General features: G+C 45.2%; 13 protein-coding genes. 12 read left to right on the top strand and 1 reads right to left on the bottom strand.

Annotation, left to right across the window (positions count from 1 at the left end; translation table 11 throughout):
* Position 1 precedes the first annotated feature (1 nt).
* Positions 2-160 (bottom strand): hemin uptake protein HemP, encoded by a 159-nt coding sequence (gene hemP, locus ACZ2XM_RS09370; RefSeq protein ID WP_227676710.1) that lies wholly within the window; start codon positions 158-160, stop codon positions 2-4.
* A 296-nt stretch (positions 161-456) separates the two neighbouring features.
* Between hemP and ACZ2XM_RS09365 the strand changes: the two genes are divergently transcribed.
* From ACZ2XM_RS09365 to tadA, 12 genes are all read left to right on the top strand, one after another.
* Positions 457-1,680: an NUDIX domain-containing protein gene (locus tag ACZ2XM_RS09365; protein WP_490588270.1), complete on the top strand. Its 1,224-nt coding sequence runs from the start codon at positions 457-459 to the stop codon at positions 1,678-1,680.
* A 527-nt stretch (positions 1,681-2,207) separates the two neighbouring features.
* Positions 2,208-3,725, top strand: a complete 1,518-nt coding sequence (locus tag ACZ2XM_RS09360; RefSeq protein ID WP_490588269.1) for a lipocalin family protein — start codon at positions 2,208-2,210, stop codon at positions 3,723-3,725.
* A 426-nt stretch (positions 3,726-4,151) separates the two neighbouring features.
* Positions 4,152-5,585, top strand: a complete 1,434-nt coding sequence (locus ACZ2XM_RS09355) for a glyceraldehyde-3-phosphate dehydrogenase (RefSeq protein ID WP_490588268.1) — start codon at positions 4,152-4,154, stop codon at positions 5,583-5,585.
* A gap of 690 nt (positions 5,586-6,275) precedes the next feature.
* Positions 6,276-7,487 carry an Obg family GTPase CgtA gene (gene cgtA / locus ACZ2XM_RS09350; RefSeq protein WP_490588267.1) on the top strand — a complete coding sequence of 404 codons (1,212 nt, stop codon included), beginning with the start codon at positions 6,276-6,278 and terminating at the stop codon, positions 7,485-7,487.
* Between the two features lie 270 nt (positions 7,488-7,757).
* Complete coding sequence (gene proB, locus ACZ2XM_RS09345; RefSeq protein WP_490588266.1) at positions 7,758-8,987, top strand: glutamate 5-kinase; 1,230 nt, start codon at positions 7,758-7,760, stop codon at positions 8,985-8,987.
* A gap of 252 nt (positions 8,988-9,239) precedes the next feature.
* Entirely contained in the window at positions 9,240-10,385 is a 1,146-nt protein-coding gene (gene hemE / locus ACZ2XM_RS09340) for a uroporphyrinogen decarboxylase (protein WP_490588265.1), read from the top strand.
* Positions 10,386-10,590: 205 nt separating this feature from the next.
* Positions 10,591-11,658, top strand: a complete 1,068-nt coding sequence (argC, locus tag ACZ2XM_RS09335) for an N-acetyl-gamma-glutamyl-phosphate reductase (RefSeq protein WP_490588264.1) — start codon at positions 10,591-10,593, stop codon at positions 11,656-11,658.
* A gap of 498 nt (positions 11,659-12,156) precedes the next feature.
* Positions 12,157-12,942, top strand: coding sequence for a hypothetical protein (locus ACZ2XM_RS09330; protein WP_490588263.1), 786 nt, complete (start codon positions 12,157-12,159; stop codon positions 12,940-12,942).
* A 188-nt stretch (positions 12,943-13,130) separates the two neighbouring features.
* The gene (locus tag ACZ2XM_RS09325; protein ID WP_490588539.1) at positions 13,131-13,535 is read left to right on the top strand and encodes an ATP-dependent Clp protease adaptor ClpS; all 405 of its coding nucleotides are present in this window, start codon (positions 13,131-13,133) and stop codon (positions 13,533-13,535) included.
* 605 nt (positions 13,536-14,140) lie between these two features.
* The gene (gene clpA, locus ACZ2XM_RS09320) at positions 14,141-16,744 is read left to right on the top strand and encodes an ATP-dependent Clp protease ATP-binding subunit ClpA (RefSeq protein WP_490588262.1); all 2,604 of its coding nucleotides are present in this window, start codon (positions 14,141-14,143) and stop codon (positions 16,742-16,744) included.
* 239 nt (positions 16,745-16,983) lie between these two features.
* The gene (ung, locus tag ACZ2XM_RS09315) at positions 16,984-17,727 is read left to right on the top strand and encodes a uracil-DNA glycosylase (RefSeq protein ID WP_490588261.1); all 744 of its coding nucleotides are present in this window, start codon (positions 16,984-16,986) and stop codon (positions 17,725-17,727) included.
* A 67-nt stretch (positions 17,728-17,794) separates the two neighbouring features.
* Entirely contained in the window at positions 17,795-18,400 is a 606-nt protein-coding gene (gene tadA, locus ACZ2XM_RS09310) for a tRNA adenosine(34) deaminase TadA (protein ID WP_490588260.1), read from the top strand.
* The last annotated feature ends 252 nt before the right edge of the window (positions 18,401-18,652 follow it).

Genomic DNA, 18,652 nt, shown 5'->3' with positions numbered 1-18,652 from the left:
GCTATTTGGTGAGAATCAAGCGGTTATTACGCGTTAAGCGCAGACGGTATTCTTCGCCTTCATGCTCGATACGGACTTCTTTGGTCAGAGCAAATAGATGCTGCGACTGTAGTGTAGGTAGGCGGTTTTCACGAGTGCTTAAGTATCTAGAAATGACCATGCTCATAATATATTCCTTTAAATGTGGCTGCGATTGATGTGGCTAATAAGCTACTTAACGATAATAATTATCATTTAGAATTGGATTAGATGCAAGCGATTAATAAAATAAATACCCATTATTATGTAAACTTGTGTAATTAAACCCATAGTAATCTTGATAAAAACCAATCACACTTCGCTGATAACCCCCGTAAACAAGCGGTTTGCCGTTATATATCTACCATTCTAGTAGCGAAAGTATCGCCATCGTAGCCCTTTTAAAAAACTGTTTATGCTGAATAAGGAAAAACTATCGTGTCAAAAGTAAAGCCACCTGTCGAAGTCGCCGTCGCGGTATTGCACTATCAAGCGCGTTATTTATTGGCCTACCGTCATAAAGCGCAGCATCAAGGGGAGCGCTTCGAATTTGTGGGCGGCAAAATTGAGGCAGATGAAACGGCTCAGGTAGCCTTAATACGTGAGGTGCAAGAAGAAATCGGCCTGGCCTTGAGCAGGGAGCAGCTGATCAAAATCGGCCGCATTACTCATAACTATGGAGATAAACAAGTCCGTTTACACATCTATGATGTGGCGATGACAGCAGGGCAGTATGAGTCGTTTGCTACAGTGAGCGAAGGTTGCGAGGGGCAGCCATTACGATGGGTGGATAAGTCGGCTTTGCTGGCCGGTGACTTTCCATTACCTGCTGCTAACTTGCCGATATTAACTTGGTTGACCGTACCAACAGAGATTATTATCACTCACGAATTGGGGCATTTTTCCCAAGAAAGTCACCCTATTGACGCATGGACTAAGTATCATACCGAGCAGTTGCCCCATGGCAGTACAGTCTATATTCGACCCAAAGTCGACATTAAGGTAGTAGAGGCGGTAGGCAGCATTGAGCAGCAAGCCAACCTTGTGACGTTGACCGCAGTCCTGGCGTTAATCACTGCAAGAGCGGATATTAAAGTGATTCTGCCCGAGCTATTGGTAAGTAAACCCGAGGAGGTCCTTACTTACTCTGATCAGAGAGATACGCCGGATAATACGGCAATCAAAAGGCTATTGGCTGAGCTTAATCAGGTTATTGCCGCTCAACGAGTGTTGGCGCAGCATTGCTCTCATAAGACCTTAATTGAGTATGTTGATACGCTAGCACAGGCTAAAAATAGTGCTAGTAGTCCAGACAATAGCTTAGTCGAGTCTTTGTTAGGGGATAAGTTACCGCTATTAGTCAGTTGTCATGATTTGGTGAGTATAGCCGAAGCCAATACCTTGGCTAATCATAGAATTCAACACGGTCAACCTGTCGTTTTAGGAGCGTTTTTATCACCAGTTTGTACGACTTTAACCCATCCCGATAGTACGCCTTTAGGTTGGTCAAAATTCTCTCAGCTCAGTGAGCGCATGGATTTGCCAGTGATCGCCTTAGGCGGGTTAACCCCTGCAGACCGTGAGCAAGCAAGGGGTTATGGTGGTATCTGTGTGGCCGGTATTAGAGCCTTTTTGCAGGAGCATGCAACTTACATTTCTTAATTTTAATTACAAACCGTTGCTTTTTTCAACAATGCCACACTAGGGTGAAGGCGCATATATAAGTACTATAGCTTTTGCCCGATAGGCTTTAAATTCTCTAATTAATAGGTCGGCATTTTTAATTAGCAAAGCCACGAACATTAAAGTTTGCTAAATCATTAATGATAAGCAGCGGTTGGATAATTGCTTAGTTTTATTATTAGTAAGTTGACTGATGATTATAGAGCGTTTAAAAATATTGGGCGAATTAGCCAACAGGTTAGGCACAGCAGTGACACGATTTATGATGACGCGAATGTAGTTAAATTGGCTTATAGCTATTAAAGATGCAGTCAATATTTCGGTTTAGTCAATAATTCATAGTATGCCGCTATTGCTAGCCTCAGTAGCTACCCCGAATCTCAACGTGAATTCATTAATTTAGGGAAGGTTGATAGTGTTGGCCTTGCTGACTAGTGATTAAAAGCTACTTATTAAAATAAGGTTTGCGCGATTCATAATCCAATTATAGACCCTATGGTGTTCTGATGAAACGTAATGAAGATACTCCAATAGCGTTGTCTAATAGCGTAGTCAAGCCACTATCTGCAGAGCAGTTATACCGTCATAAGCGCAATATTAATGAGCTAGGCGCAAATCATCAAGGCACTGATAAATTAAATGCCGATCAGCAAATCTTTAATATAGAAAGCTTTGATGTGGCTAGCTTAGAGCAAATGAGTAGTAGAGAATGGGCTACTATCAAGTTTAATTATATTAAGACCAATAGGGAGGCGGCTAGCAAAGCGAGTGATGATAAGACAGCAGTGAGTGATGATAATGACTTGACTGCTAGAATGCGCTATCAATCCGCCAATACCCTCTTAACGACGCAATTAGAAAAACGTAGTGCTGGCAAGACTCAATTACCACCAAGCCAGCGAGCTACTCACTATCAGAGTAGTGTAAGTCATGCTAGCAAGCGCTTTAGCAGCATAGCCATGCAGCGCGATAATGAATGGGCCCACATTGCCAATAGTTATGTGGTTGCGCCTTCAGCTAGTAATACAGACCAGGCGTTGCTACCCAATGAGCGTTTGCAATACCTTAGTCTCAATACCCTCAACCGCCTTAAGGCGCTTACAGGCACTGATGCTGCTGACCTCGATGACTCCGATATGGATACTCTGGCAGCCAGTACAGTAGAGGATGAAGACGCTGAATTAGTGAGTCTGCTCAGCGACATACAACACCTAAATTCTAAGCGCCAAACTAATAATGAGAGGCAGTTGATGAACCACAATACAGACAATGACCCTTATAATGGTACTACCTTAGTAGAGCAGCCACAGATTGATAATCGTTTATTCATGAACAGTTTAGTGAAGCATACGGCTATAGCACTGGCCATTATTGTACCGCTAGCCGCAGTATCCGCTTATGCCGCAGAGCCTACCATGCCCGTAAAACAGAGTGCAAATGCCGTAGTAACAGCAACTAATAACACTGCTAATACGGGTCTAATGACCAGTGATAAAACCCCCATTCGGGTCGGTCAAGTCGCTACAGAGTCTATGGCGGGTATGGCCAATCCTGCAACAGTAACATCCGTGGACTTATCGCGCTATGCCGGACAATGGTATGAGATTGCGCGTCTGCCTATGTATTTTCAACGCAATTGCGCGGCCGATGTGACGGCAACTTATAAGCCCAATGCGGACAGCGACTCTATCACTGTGGTAAATAAATGCATGAGCAGTAGTGGCAAAGAAATTGTAGCCAACGGTGAAGCTGTACCGGCAGATGCCAGTGGCAGCAAATTAAAAGTGACGTTCTTACCCTCCTGGTTACGTTGGGCGCCTTTCGGTAAGGCCGACTATTGGGTCTTAGCTCTAGATGACGACTATAAAACTGCCTTAGTGGGTACGCCTAATAAGAAGTATTTATGGTTATTATCGCGCTCACCAAGTATGGATAGTGAGACTTATCAGACCTATCGTAAGATTGCTCAGAACCAAGGCTATAACCTAGCGGATTTCACTCTGACTACGCAAACGGCTCAATAGGTAAGATACAGGGCGACTGGGAGAAATTTTTTGCAGCTTTTGAAAGCTATAGGCGTACAACCAGCCATAAAAATTTTTAGCAGTTGCACGAACCATGATGACTCGGATTTATTTGAACTTGTTTATAGTACTTTGAAAATATTTTAAGAAAAGACATTGCTTAAAGCGCTTGATAAAAGTGACCAGATTAAGCAGTGTCTTTTTTTTATTCCTCTGAATAGTTTGCCTTTAATGGCGCGGGTCACTGGAATCCTGAGGGGAATTGGGATAGAATCTAGGCAGTTTTTAAGTGCTTAGCCTATGACCGTTACTAATGCCCTTTCTGCAGCTAAAGTACGCCATACCGTTAGATGCGCGCACCTCTTTATTATCCTATAAGTTACCTTATTTTAATTCTTGAATTTATTAACCAAAAGGACCGTTATCGTGAGCAACGCTGATACCTTACGTCAATTACATACTGATCATCTATCCAACTATAACCAACAAGAGCAGCAAGCCCTTGAACTCATTGGTTTATTGAATCAATTAAGTAATGAGCAAGATGTGCAAGTGACTCTATTTGGTGAGGCGCTACAGACCCGTTCAGTCAGTCGTCTGCTTGCTATCCATCAAGGTACAGCGCTGCGTACTAATGACGGTCAGCCTCTAAGTGTCGCAGATACTTTAGCCGCTGTGAAAGCCATCGCGCAAAAGACAGATTTACGTGCTGCCCGTATTGATGTCGGTCAGCTTATCCATGCTGATAAAGACGTGACGGCCGCTATCGAGGCAGCAGCTCCGACAGCCACTGTAGCCAACGAAGCTCGCGATGTGGTGTTATATGGTTTTGGTCGTATTGGTCGTATCTTAACGCGTTTGCTACTCAGCCAAGCTGCTTCAGATAAAGGCTTACAGCTTAAAGCTATCGTAGTGCGTCCGGGTAGTGCAGGCGATATCGCAAAACGTGCCTCACTATTAGAGCGTGACTCAATCCACGGTACTTTCCCAGGCGGCATCAGCGTCGATAGCGACAACAACGGTATGATTATTAATGGCCGTTTTGTCCAGGTCATTTATGCTAATGACCCTAGCGAAATCGACTATACCGCTTATGGTATCGATAATGCCTTAGTTATTGATAACACAGGTAAATGGAAAGACGAAGACGGCCTAGGCAAACACCTACAAGCCAAAGGCGCGAGCAAAGTATTGCTAACGGCTCCTGCGTCAGGCAACATCAAAAACGTCGTATTTGGCGTGAACAGTGACACTATCGGCGAAGACACTATCGTTAGTGCCGCTAGCTGTACTACCAACGCGATCACCCCGTCATTGAAAGTATTAAATGACAAATACGGCATCGAAAATGGTCACGTTGAGACCATTCACTCGTTCACGAATGATCAAAACTTGATTGATAACTACCATAAAGCCGACCGTCGTGGCCGTAGTGCGGTGTTAAACATGGTTATTACTAGTACCGGTGCTGCTAAAGCCGTGGGTAAAGCCTTGCCAGCGTTGGATGGTAAATTGACGGGTAACGCTATCCGTGTCCCTACACCAAACGTCAGCTTAGCTATCTTGAACCTGAATCTAAAAACCGCGCCAGAAAGTGCGGATGCTGTGAATCAGTTCTTGCGTGAGATGTCGAACAGTGCTCAGTGGCAGTCACAAATCGCTTATACTGATTCTACTGAAGCCGTTTCTACCGATTTTGTAGGGACTGAGCAAGTGGGTATCGTTGATGCGCAAGCCACTATCGTTACCGATAACCATGCCACTGTTTATATCTGGTATGACAACGAAGTAGGTTATAGCACGCAAGTATTGCGTGTCGCTACGCAAATGGCTGGTATTAACTATCTGTCTATCGCTTAGTAGGCCATTCAATAGGCTTAGCTTAGTACCAGATAGATACATAGCCAGCTAGTGCAGAAAATGCTATTTTTTATACAGACCCGGTAGTCTATTGGCTAGCGGGTTTTGTTTTTTCATAGTCCGCTGACATTTACAGACCGCACTTAGCAAAGAGCGGCATAGGCAAATTTTTACAGCGCGTCTGTGTTAAAATGGCCATAAACGTTACTAGCGTCTTGCCACCCACCTGCTTTTACAGCACGGCTATGGTATCTTGTGCTATTAATCCGTAAGATACCCAGATTATCTTGAATAAATAACGCATTATCTAGACTAAGGCAAGAGGATACGGGTTCACTTTAGGGCTCTGTGCGCCTATAATTCCTTAATGCTGGCTGGCCAATAGTTATTAAATTGGTTTTCATGTCAGTTTAGATAAGGCTAGCTTGTCTAATAACCCTAATGCACAGGTAACTTGAGCAACGCTTGGTACTAGTAAAATAAAGGTAGGTCAGGTTTATCCTATTGATAGCCTAAAATTGATAAGCTAAAACGAGTCATCCCTTAATAGGGAAAATAGTATAGCAACTGACAGAGCAACTAAGATTTTTAGTAGGCCATTTGCCTGCTATTAACACAGTTATTTTTATAGAGTTATGATTGATAGTAGTACTGTATTCAGTACTTTATTTAAAATTTACAGGAATTAGCATGCGATTTATTGATGAAGCCATCGTAACAGTCAAGGCCGGTGATGGTGGTAACGGCATCGTCAGCTTCCGCCGTGAGAAATATGTCCCGCGCGGTGGGCCAGATGGTGGTGATGGTGGCAGCGGTGGTGACGTGTATGTTATAGCCGATGATAATACCAATACTTTGGTAGATTATCGCTATACCCGCCGTTATGATGCCCGCCGCGGCGAAAACGGCCACAGTAAAAACTGTTCAGGCAAAGGCTCTGAAGATATCTTTTTGTCAGTCCCTATTGGCACCACTATCATTGATACTGAGACCAACGAAGTCTTGGGCGATTTGACAGAATTGGGTCAAACTCTACTGATCGCCAAAGGCGGTGACGGTGGGTTAGGCAATACCCATTTCAAAAGCTCTACCAACCAAGCGCCACGTAAATGTACGCCAGGTTTTGAAGGCGAATTGAAATGCCTAAAATTTGAGCTGAAAGTTGTGGCAGATGTGGGCCTAATTGGTCTCCCTAATGCCGGCAAGTCGACCTTTATTCGCCAAGTGTCTGCAGCGAAACCAAAGGTAGCCAACTACCCATTCACAACCTTAGTGCCCAACTTGGGTGTTGTGGATATCGGTAAACACCGCTCGTTCGTGATGGCCGATATTCCAGGTCTGATTGAAGGCGCTTCTGAAGGGGCTGGTCTAGGTATACGTTTCCTAAAGCACGTAGCAAGAACGCGTCGCCTGCTGCATTTGGTAGATGTCAAACCTATTGATGGTACTGATCCGGTAGAGAATGCACGTATTATCTTAAACGAGCTAGAGAAGTTCTCTCCTGAGCTGGCACAACTGCCACAGATTTTGATTCTTAATAAAATTGACCAAATCCCAGACGAAGAAGAGCTTAACGAAGTGTGCACACATATCGTGGCTGAGCTTGGCTGGACTGGTATGGTGTTCCGCACCTCTACGCTGAATGGTGATGGAGTAGATCCGGTCAAATATCATTTGATGAACGAAATCGAGTTAGAGCGTGAGCGCGAGCTAGAAGATCCTATCTTTGCTGATGCGCAAAAAGAGCGCTTTGAGCGTCTTGAGGCCGAAGTGCGCCGCAATATCGAAGTCCAAAGAGAGGCTTATCGTGCTGCCAAACGCGCGGCTCGTGAACGTGGCGTCATGGATGATGATGAAGACGATGATGATGATTATGACGTCCAAGTTGAATACGTAAGATAAGTAATCAACGAAGACAACTAAGACAAAAACCGCTGAGCGATAAGGAGTTAATAGCTAATATAGAGGTTAATAACGGCATATTGCTTAGCGATGTAGTTCTGATATGCACGGTTGCTGGTCTGGTTAACACCTTGATATAAAATAAGGGTTAGGTCATGAGTAGGGGCGACTGGGCAGTAGTACAAGAGCGGCGAGAATTAAGCCAGCTAATGGTCCCTATATTGATTAGATAAATCCATTTATTTTTATAACTTTAAGGAGCTTTGCACTATGCCTAAGGCAGATACTATTCAAGCCACAACGACCCCAACATCAGCAATCAATGACGCCCAACCCGAAATAGAAGCCCGCTTTGAAGTCGTTCCTCGGAACTTTTCTCTAAAACGCGTGGTGGTAAAAATCGGCTCTTCATTACTGACAAATAACGGCCGAGGACTTGATCGTACTGCGATTTATGGTTGGGCAAAGCAAATTGCAAAGTTGCATAATCAAGGTATGGAAGTCTTGCTGGTCTCTTCGGGCGCAGTAGCCGAAGGGGTCGTGAGAATGAACCTTGACCAGCGTCCTAAGAAATTGGCGGCGCTGCAAGCCTGTGCCTCTATTGGGCAAATGGGTCTGATTGAGACTTGGTGGTCAGCATTAATTCAGCATGGGGTGCAAAGTGCTCAGCTGCTGTTAACCCATGATGACTTATCGCATCGTCGTCGTTATTTAAATACCTCGGGTGCCCTAAATCAGCTGCATGAGTGGCGTGTGCTTCCCGTAATTAATGAAAACGATACGATTACCGTTGATGAGATTAAATTCGGCGATAATGATACCTTAGGCGCGATGGCTGCTGCCATGGTGCAGGCGGATCTTTATATCATTCTCACCGATCAAGAAGGGGTCTTTACGGACAACCCTCGTGATAATCCGGATGCCAAGATGATTCGTCAAGAGCGTGCGATGGCAGATTATCTATTTGATATTGCTGGTGATGGCGGCAAGCTGGGTCGCGGTGGTATGCTGACCAAGATTCGTGCGGCTAGACTTGCGGCTATGAGCGGCTGTCCTACGGTTATCGTCAGCGGCGATATCGATGATGTGATTACCCGTATCGTCTCGGGTGAAGCTCTAGGCACGCTATTGATTACCAACGAAGCGGATAAAATCATTGCCCGCAAACAGTGGTTAGCGGCGCATCTGCGTATGTCGGGTAGCTTGGTCATCGATGCGGGTGCGGCCCATGCGCTAGTGACGAATAACAAAAGCTTACTGCCGGTTGGGGTGGTCGAAGTGCGCGGTGACTTCGATGAGCGCGATGTAGTAGAAATTATTCATCAGGATACCGGTGAGCGTCTAGCCGTTGGTCAAGTCAACTTCTCTTCTGATGATGCCCGCCGCGTCGCCCGTGAGCGTACCGAGAAATTTGATACTATCTTTGGCACCAGCGAAGATCGGGTCGTGATGGTGCATCGCGATGATATGGCCATATTGACGCAGCAGATTTCTGCTTAACGCTAGTTATTAATACTTTCTATTTATCTATACTATCTGGTAACGACAGCTAGTAAAGACGGTTATTTATAATGGTGAAACTGTCTACCGTTAGGGTAGAGGTCGCACCAATCAGCTTTTAGCCAAGCAGTATCACTTAACCGAGTGGTGCTGCTTAACTATTTTAACGATACTAGGGATAACCGTTCGCTATAATGAGCGTGGTAAAAACGCTGGTAGTGGTTATCGAATAATACTAAGTTGGAGAGTAAAATGAGCGGGTCTGAGTCAGTTCAGCAAACGAGTAACCCAGGGCACAAGTTTGCGCCGTTAGTTAATGATCGCTTGCTGCGTGCCTTGCGCTTTGAGCCAGTAGACACCACTCCGGTCTGGATGATGCGTCAAGCCGGCCGTTATTTACCAGAATATAAAGCGACCCGTGCCGAGGCCGGTGACTTTATGAGCTTGTGTAAAGATACCGCGCGTGCCACAGAAGTGACCATGCAGCCGCTACGCCGTTTTGACTTAGATGCGGCCATTTTATTCAGCGACATCTTAACCATCCCTGATGCTATGGGCCTTGGGCTCTACTTTGAGGCCGGCGAAGGTCCCAAGTTTAAGCAGACTGTGCGTACGCAATCGGACCTAGAGCGCCTGCCGGTATTAGACGTTAATGATTCTTTAGATTACGTCATGCGTGCAGTGACTAGTATCCGTAAAGAAATCAATGGCAAAGTGCCTTTATTTGGCTTTTCGGGCAGTCCTTGGACGCTAGCGACCTATATGATTGAAGGCGGCAGCTCTAAAGATTACCGTTATACCAAAGGGTTGCTGTATAGCAAGCCTGAGTTCTTACATCAGTTGCTAGATAAGATTGCAGTCGCGGTTACCGACTATTTAGATGCGCAAATTATAGCGGGCGCTCAAGCCATTCAAATCTTTGACAGTTGGGGCGGCGCATTAGCGCATCGTCAATTCATCGAATTCTCACATGCTTATAATAAGAGAATTGTGGCTGAGCTAAAGCAGCGTCATCCTGAGATACCAGTGATTCTATTTACCAAAGGCGGCGGTCTCTGGCTAGACGTGCAAGCGGACAGTGCAGCAGATGCCCTAGGTTTAGACTGGACGATGCCGTTAGATAGAGCGCGTCAAGTACTGACTGAGCAGCAGCGTGCTTTGACTAAGAAGTATAAAAAAGTACAGCGTAGCAAAGCCATCCAAGGTAACCTAGACCCAGCGACCTTATATGCGTCTCCTGAGGATATCCGTCAACAAGTCAAACTTATGCTAGACGATGCTTATGCTTCTGGAGAGAAGACCGGTTATGTAGCGAACTTAGGCCATGGTATTACCCAATGGGTCAACCCTGAGCACGCTAAAGTCTTCGTTGATGCAGTGCACGACTACCAGTTATAAAGGTATAGCACGACTAGGCAGTTATTCATCCCTTATAAAAACAGTGCTTATAGCGCTGTTTTTTTATAGAATGATTAGGGGCGGCATAGACTATGATGAATAGCGACCCCTAGTTATGATGAATAACAGCCACTCACAAAGTAATCATCCCTTATAAAAATTACAGTAGAAATTTTGCCTATACTCTAGATAAACAGGACTAATTATGTTTTCAGCAGCCATCGTTGGCGGCACAGGTTACACCGGTGTCGAGCTTATTCGCTTATTGTCTGACCACCCTAAGGTCTCAGTCGATTTACTGACCTCGCGCAGCCAAGCAGGGACTCGCGCTGATGAAGTCTTTCCTAGCTTACGAGGCGTCTCCAACCTAGTATTTAGCGATATGGATGAAGCGACGTTTAGCGAGCTTGAGAAATGCGATGTGGTATTTTTTGCCACGCCGCACGGGGTAGCGATGCAACATGCGCAGCGCCTTACCAAAGCCGGTGCTAAGGTCATCGATTTGGCCGCTGACTTTCGCTTGCAGTCGCTACAAGACTTTGAAGCCTGGTATAAGCACGAACATGCCTGCCCAGAGTTGCTAAAAGAGGCGGTTTATGGGCTGCCGGAAGTCACGCGTGAAGCCTTGAAGACTGCCAACATCGTTGGTAATCCAGGTTGCTATCCTACTACCGCTATTTTGGGCCTTAAGCCCATCATCGAGCAGCAAAATAAGGCGGCTGAGCGTCTAGTTGATGAGCGCATTATTATCGATGCGAAATCTGGTGTATCTGGGGCTGGCCGCAAAGCAGATATCAGTCTCAACTTTGCGGAAGCTGCTGATAATTTTAAGGCTTATGGGGTGACCGGACATCGTCATTTACCAGAGATAGAGCAGGGTGTTGAGGTGCTATTAGCCAGTAAACACACCCAACGTATACGTTTCGTCCCGCATCTCGTGCCTATGATTCGGGGTATGTTTTCGACCATTCACCTAGAGTTGACGGAAGCGGGCTGCGCTATCGATTGGCAGCAACAGTTTGAAGCGTGCTATGCAGATGAAGTATTTGTCGACATTTTACCAGCAGGACTGTATCCCGATTCACGCAGCGTGCGTGCTAGCAACTTTTTGAGAATAGCGATTTATCAAAATAATGACCGCCACGAACTCACTATTTTGGTAACCCAAGATAACTTGGTAAAAGGCGCTGCAGGTCAGGCGGTACAAAGCATGAATGTCGTATTAGGCATTGAGGAATATTTGGGCTTATCGCACATACCTGTGGTTCCTTAAACAGCACTTTTTTCCCTTAAACAGCATTGAGAGTGATTAAGGAGTATGGGTTGACCTTAGCACTTAGCAATGCTCCCTAGAGACTATTTTTTCTAGGGGTTAGGGCTGTTTTCTAAAGACTAATGTTGTTTTCTACAGGGTAGTGTTGTCCGATAAAACCAGGATTTCATCTTAATAAATTTGCTATTTTCTAGCTTTTATTAACCAATTATTACGCAGGTAACCCAAGGTTTTTAGAGCAGATTACTTTTTGTAAATCCTTGGCAACCCTAGATATAATAGGCGTTGCTAGCTCATATAAGCAAAATTTAAGTAAGTTAGGTATTGCTCAGGTTTTCCGTTATAATACGGCGTTCTTAACTTATATAATGCTGCCGGTTATACGCTGCTCCTGATGTGGATGCCCCCTGAATCTATAGGCGGCTTGTCACAGAGCAAGGTAAGCATCGGTTAGCAAGCTTGCCCACATCCACTGAAATGACGACAGAAATGAGTGATATGACACAGACTCACGAAGACAAAACTAAGCCATCTCATGGCCGCAAAAATCGCCAATTAGGCTCGGCTAATGGCATGCTGGTTTTGTTTGTAGTAGCCATGATTGCCACCGCACTTGTGGCCTTATTGTTTGGACAAAAGATAGGCTATCAACGAGGCTATCACTCCTCGCAGTCAGAGCTAAATAAGAATACGGATGGCGAAGCACTGACCACTGAGCAAGTCAAAGAGCTAAAGCGCAAAAATGAAATCTTGAGTAATGATGTGGCCACGGCCAAGCAAGAGTTGGCCATTAGTTTGACCAATCTTGATGAGCTCCGCCGCATTGATGAGAGCCTAAAAGTCGATAATCGTCAATTAACCCAAGTGAATGACGTATTTACTGATTTTATTGCGGAAAAAGGCGGTATGCCTTTAGCGGTCATAGGCGCCAAGATTGAGCCGTTACCTGAGCAAGCGTTTGAGTATCGTTTTGATGTGGCCATGGTGAGTCGTGATGGCAGCTCAAAGACTTTGACGCCGACCTTGACGCTACTGAACGATGACAGTTTAGTCGAAGTGCCTTTAGAGCCTAAGCGCTATGATATTAATGGCGTAGCCCGTATTCGTGGTCGCTTTATGATGCCCGACGGCTTTAAACCGCTACAAGTAAAGCTCAATCTAAAATCGAACGGTCAAAGTGTCGAACAAATTTACAATTGGAGCTTGGGCAAGAGTATCGAAAATATGCCTTTGTCCCTAGAAGAGCTGCCCGAAGTGGATGAAAATCCAGTCGAGCCAGAATAGCCTACCTGTTAATTTAAACCGTGAAGTACTGACCCTACTCGGGTCAGACACTCTTTTTATTACTACCCTCTTAGCCTTTAAGTAGCTCCCGCCTGTCAGCGCATAGGAGGTCTACTTAGGTGTCAATAGCACCTGCACTCTATAGTTTGCAGGGTTATTCATCAGCCAAAGTGACTACCTTTATCCTTATGACTTTAAATAAATTATCGAGTTTATCTCCAAGATTAGACTGGCATTATCCCAATAAGCCAGTCAGCCCGCGTGCCCAAGATGAGCACGATCCTGAGCAGAATCCACAAGCCGATGTGCTGGTAGCAGAGCCTGAGATTGCCAAGCCGCCTATGTATGCGGTGGTGATGTATAACGACAACTATACGCCAATGGAGTTTGTCGTTTATGTGCTGCAGTCTGAGTTTAAGCACAATACGGATTCAGCCGTAGAGATAATGCTGAGTATCCATAACTCAGGTAAAGGTATCGCTGGTATCTATCCAAAAGATATCGCAGAAACTAAAGCTAAAAAAGTGAACAGTTTAGCGCATCGTGAAGGCTATCCTTTACTCACGCAGATTGAACCGCACCAAGGCGAATAGTTGCTGCTGCGCTAAAATAGGCCTACCAATCTTTGATAGCCCCGCTTGAGGTATGATCGTCTCACGGGGCTATTTTTATGGCTGATTTATTTGTACGCTATGGGCTATGGGCTATGGGCTATGGGCTATGGGCTATGGGCTAGGGTGCTAGAGTCTTGTGGTTAGCTATTGTTTTTTTACGCCTACCCCTCATATACTAAGCTGAGCCAATTTCTGGCCTACTACTTATTATTCTTACGCAAAAAAGTTTGTTTGTAGCGATTCAATAGCCCCTCTTGATTTTACCTTCCACCAACCTTATTTAAGACTGGTAGTGGCGCCATAGCCTGAGCATTATTTAATGCTACTAGTCACCATTCATTATGGATCAGCCACACTTGCACAACTAAATATTCAGTTTGTTGTTTCATATTCACCACAAAATCCGTTAAGCTGAGTCATGCAGTCAGCTTTATTCAAGGCAGATTAGTCTTTAGGCGTGTTTTATATTGGCGCCTTAAAGGAATGGCTAAGTCCGCCTACGTCATATAATTGTCATGGTACCCAAAAACCGATTAGGCTATAGTAATAATAGCCGCGACCAGATAAAACCGTAGGATACATATATGTTAAGTCGTCATTTAGAAGTCTCTTTACGCCTAGCAATGACCCTAGCTCGTCAAAAGTCTCATGAGTACCTCACGGTAGAGCACCTATTACTGGCGCTGCTTGAGAACAATCATGCGGCGACTACCCTCAAGGCTTGCGGCGGCGAGATTGCCACATTGCGCTCAGAACTTGAAGCTTATATTGATAAGCACACGCCGACGCTGGATGAAGACGTTGAGCAATCTCCTCAGCCTACCCAAAGCTTTGACCGCATCTTACAGCGCGCTATTTTTCACGTGCAGTCTATTGGCGGCGGTCGTCTAGTAGAAGGGTCAGATATCTTAGTCTCCATGTTCTCTGAGCATGATACCTATGCGGTATACTTGCTGAAAAAGCAGGGCGTTAGCCGTCTAGAATTGACCCAGTACTTATCGCACGGTCAAGACAAAGGCGAAGACAGTGGCGCAAAATCATCAGCCTCTGCAGACAGCCGCTCTGAAAAGACCAGCAAAGACCCCCTAGTCGAATTTGCCACCAACCTCAATAAACGAGCGGCAGAAGGCAAAACTGATCCCCTTATTGGTCGGGCTAGCGAGATTGAGCGTACGGCACAAGTACTGTGTCGCCGCCGTAAAAACAACCCGCTATTAGTGGGTGATCCGGGGGTGGGGAAAACTTCCATCGCTGAAGGATTGGCTTGGTTAATTATTAATAATAAAGCCCCAAAACCGCTGAATGGCTGCGTTATCTATAGCTTAGATATAGGCTCGTTGATTGCCGGTACTAAATACCGGGGTGACTTCGAAAAACGTATGAAAGGCCTGTTAGATGCGCTAAAGAAAAAGCCCAATGCTATCTTGTTTATCGATGAGATTCACATGATTATTGGTGCCGGCTCGTCGATGAGCAGCAATATGGATGTGTCTAACCTCATCAAGCCTGCGTTGGCCAATGGTGAGCTGCGCTGTATTGGTTCGACCACCTTTAGCGAATATCGTCAAGTGTTTGAAAAAGATCATGCATTGGCCAGACGTTTCCAAAAAATTGATGTCAAAGAGCCGAGTGTTGAAGACAGCATCGATATCTTACGCGGGCTAAAACCTCGCTATGAAGAGTTCCATAATGTCTCTTATACCGATGCTGCGTTAGTGACAGCAGTTACGCTTTCTGCCAAGCACATTCATGAGCGTTTCTTACCCGACAAAGCTATCGACGTAATCGATGAAGCAGGGGCTTATAAACGCTTAGGGATTACGCCTGACCCGCAAGATGTGGACGCTGAAGATGAGCTGTTGGCGACTTTAGAAGAAGAGACTGATAACGATGCTGTCAGCACTTATGACTTTGCGGAATTGTCAGATGAAGAAGCGGATGAGTTAGCCGCGGAAGAAGAAGACGCAGCTATGCATCAAGCGGCTTCTAGTAAGTCTGATGTTTATAGATCGATTAGCAAAGCTGAGTCTGCACAAGATAAAGATACTAAGCCGCCAGCTACGATCATCGATGTGGCCGATATTGAAGCTATTATCGCTAAATTGGCGCGTATTCCACCCAAGTCGGTCTCCAATGATGACAAGTCATTGCTGCAGCATTTAGACCGTGATTTAAAACGTCTGGTGTTTGGTCAAGACGAAGCCATCAGTACTTTAGCGGACGCTATCAAACTGTCGCGTGCCGGTCTGAAGTCTCCAGATAAGCCTATTGGGTCGTTTATGTTTGCAGGTCCAACGGGGGTAGGTAAAACGGAAGTCTCCCGTCAGTTGGCCAACCTGTTAGGGGTCGAACTCGTACGTTTTGATATGTCCGAGTATATGGAAGCGCATACCGCCTCTCGACTTATCGGGGCGCCACCGGGCTATGTTGGTTTTGACCAAGGTGGGTTATTAACTGAAAAGATTAATCAGTTCCCGCATTGCGTATTATTGTTAGATGAAATCGAAAAAGCGCATCCCGATGTGTTTAACTTGTTGTTGCAAGTCATGGATCATGGTAGCTTGACGGACAACAACGGCCGTACCTCTAGCTTTAAGCAGGTCATTGTGATTATGACCACCAACGTTGGGGCAGAAAGTATGAGCCGCTCGTCTATGGGCTTCACGCACCAAGACCATAGCAGGGACAATACGGAGTCGCTCAACCGCGTCTTTACCCCTGAATTCCGCAACCGTTTGGACGCGATTATCCAATTCAACCCGTTAGATCCTTCAGTGGTGGTCTCTGTCGTTGATAAGTTCTTAGTTGAGTTGCAAGCGCAGTTGGATGATAAGCAAGTCATGCTAGAGATTGATGACGAAGTGCGCGATTACTTAGCCGCCAAAGGCTATGACCGCCTCATGGGGGCACGTCCTATGCAGCGTCTTATCCAAGACGAAATCAAAAAGCCGCTAGCGAGTATGATTTTGTTTGGTGATTTGGCAGATGGCGGGACGGTGCATGTCACGCTGCAGACCAAAGAGGATGCCGCAGAGGACGAGAGTCTGAAGGTAAATATCGATAAGGCTGCAGACAGCGAGGATAAGCCTTGGGATAAAGCGGCTGTGAAAAACCGTGAAATCCTGCTGACGGTGGTTGAAACTCATGGTTCGCGTAATGGCGACCATTCAGAATCGTTACCGAGCTAGTCTCTAGCGCATCTAGATGAAGGCTATTATTAAGGCTAGCCTATCTTGTCACAGCACTGCTTTAAACGTTTCATTATGATGAGTGGTTTTGGAAACTGTAGTTCTAATTGAGCGCTATTTACCATAAACGGTTACTTCGGTAGCCGTTTTTTTGGCATACTCTTCATCAACTCAAACAATATTTTTGTATAACTAGTTTTGTATGACTAATACTGATAAGCATTAATCTAGGATAAATTATGGAATTATTTGACGATGCAGCGAGCTCGCAAAAGACGGCTGCTGACAAAGAAGCTATCTTGGCTAAAGTGCGTATGCCTGAAGATTGGAAGGCAGCGTTAGCTGATGAGCTGACCAGTGATAATATGGACCAGCTCCGAGATTTTTTAAGACAAGAGTATCAAGCGGGTAAAACTATTTATCCCCCAGCGCCGCTCATGTTTAATGCTTTTGATTTGACACCATTATCCCAAGTCAAAGTGGTCATCTTAGGGCAAGACCCTTACCATGGTCCGGGGCAAGCGATGGGTCTGTCTTTCTCCGTACCTAAGACCATCCCAAAGCCGCCATCCCTAAATAATCTGCTCAAAGAAATGGCGACAGATATTGGTACCCAGTATTCAGCTCATGGTGATTTAACCCATTGGGCACAGCAAGGAGTTTTGCTGCTTAATGCTTCTTTATCGGTAGAAGCGGGCGAGGCCAACAGTCATCAAAACAAAGGTTGGGAGCAGTTCACCGATGCGGTTATCGATGTCATCAATGAGCAGACCAACCATACCGTGTTTATTTTGTGGGGCAGTAAGGCCAAAAGTAAGGGTAAGTTTATTGATACCAACCGCCATTTGATATTGACGGCGGTGCATCCGTCGCCACTAGCTGCCAACCGCGGTGGTTTTTTTGGTAGTAAGCCCTTTTCGAAAGCCAATGACTATCTGGAGCAGTATGGTAAAGCCCCTATTGACTGGCAGCTACCGCAATAACGCTTGTTTGTCGTTAAGCTAAGCCAGGCCTTATTGAGCAATTTTAATAACTATGACGATGACTATAATGAATAATTCTTGCTCATGTGCGAGTGTTGAGCGTAAGATTAGTAAGGTAGCAAAGCCAGAAGGGACGTCACAGAAGCTTCCTTTTCGGCAGGTTAGCAATGCTTTACAAGACCAGCCTGCAGCAGATAATCACTTTTGGCCGTCGCAAGATGTGCAGTGGATGCAAGTGGCGTTAGCATTAGCGCTGCAAGGTAGTGAGCTAGGCGAAGTACCTGTAGGTGCTATTCTGGTCCATGAGGGCCAAATAATAGGGCAGGGCTTTAATCAACCTATTACCCAAAGTGATCCGACCTGTCATGCTGAAATTGTTACTGTACGCGCGGCCTGTCAGCAGCTAGAGAATTACCGACTACCGCTTGGCACCACGCTATACGTGACTTTAGAGCCTTGTACCATGTGTATTGGAGCGTTAATTCATGCGCGACTTCATCGCTTAGTATATGCGACTAGAGAACCGCGAGCAGGTATGTTGGGCAGTCAGTTGGATTTATCATCGCAAGATTTCTATAACCATAAGATTCAGGTACATGGTGGCTTATTAGCCGAGCAAAGCAGTCAGATGCTTAAGACTTTTTTTAAGCAGCGCCGTGCTCGTAAAAAATGAATAAACTATTCAAAAATGACCGTATTATGCCGTTATTTCGCTAGGTTTTAGCCCTTTAAATATAAGCGCTAAGCCAAAATGAAATTAGTGAAAGCTGATTACAAATATATGTAATCATGACTAGAGAAGGGGGATAATTTTTGCTATAATATTGCCCTATTTAGCTTTGATATCATCTTGCGAATTTAGTTTTGAATTAATTTGAAAATACGCTGGTATAGCGACTTTTAATTGAAATTCAATCCGATAATG

The organism is Psychrobacter sp. CoH-33_TS_01 (genome assembly GCF_058189395.1).
This window is presented reverse-complemented; position numbering and strand designations above follow the sequence as displayed.

What these genes read in the sequence shown, in the direction of transcription:
- hemP (WP_227676710.1), bottom strand. Translation starts at nt 160, where the DNA reads ATGGTCATTTCTAGATACTTAAGCACTCGTGAAAACCGCCTACCTACA.
- ACZ2XM_RS09360 (WP_490588269.1), top strand. Translation starts at nt 2,208, where the DNA reads ATGAAACGTAATGAAGATACTCCAATAGCGTTGTCTAATAGCGTAGTC.
- cgtA (WP_490588267.1), top strand. Translation starts at nt 6,276, where the DNA reads ATGCGATTTATTGATGAAGCCATCGTAACAGTCAAGGCCGGTGATGGT.
- proB (WP_490588266.1), top strand. Translation starts at nt 7,758, where the DNA reads ATGCCTAAGGCAGATACTATTCAAGCCACAACGACCCCAACATCAGCA.
- hemE (WP_490588265.1), top strand. Translation starts at nt 9,240, where the DNA reads ATGAGCGGGTCTGAGTCAGTTCAGCAAACGAGTAACCCAGGGCACAAG.
- argC (WP_490588264.1), top strand. Translation starts at nt 10,591, where the DNA reads ATGTTTTCAGCAGCCATCGTTGGCGGCACAGGTTACACCGGTGTCGAG.
- ACZ2XM_RS09330 (WP_490588263.1), top strand. Translation starts at nt 12,157, where the DNA reads ATGACACAGACTCACGAAGACAAAACTAAGCCATCTCATGGCCGCAAA.
- ACZ2XM_RS09325 (WP_490588539.1), top strand. Translation starts at nt 13,131, where the DNA reads ATGACTTTAAATAAATTATCGAGTTTATCTCCAAGATTAGACTGGCAT.
- clpA (WP_490588262.1), top strand. Translation starts at nt 14,141, where the DNA reads ATGTTAAGTCGTCATTTAGAAGTCTCTTTACGCCTAGCAATGACCCTA.
- ung (WP_490588261.1), top strand. Translation starts at nt 16,984, where the DNA reads ATGGAATTATTTGACGATGCAGCGAGCTCGCAAAAGACGGCTGCTGAC.
- tadA (WP_490588260.1), top strand. Translation starts at nt 17,795, where the DNA reads ATGAATAATTCTTGCTCATGTGCGAGTGTTGAGCGTAAGATTAGTAAG.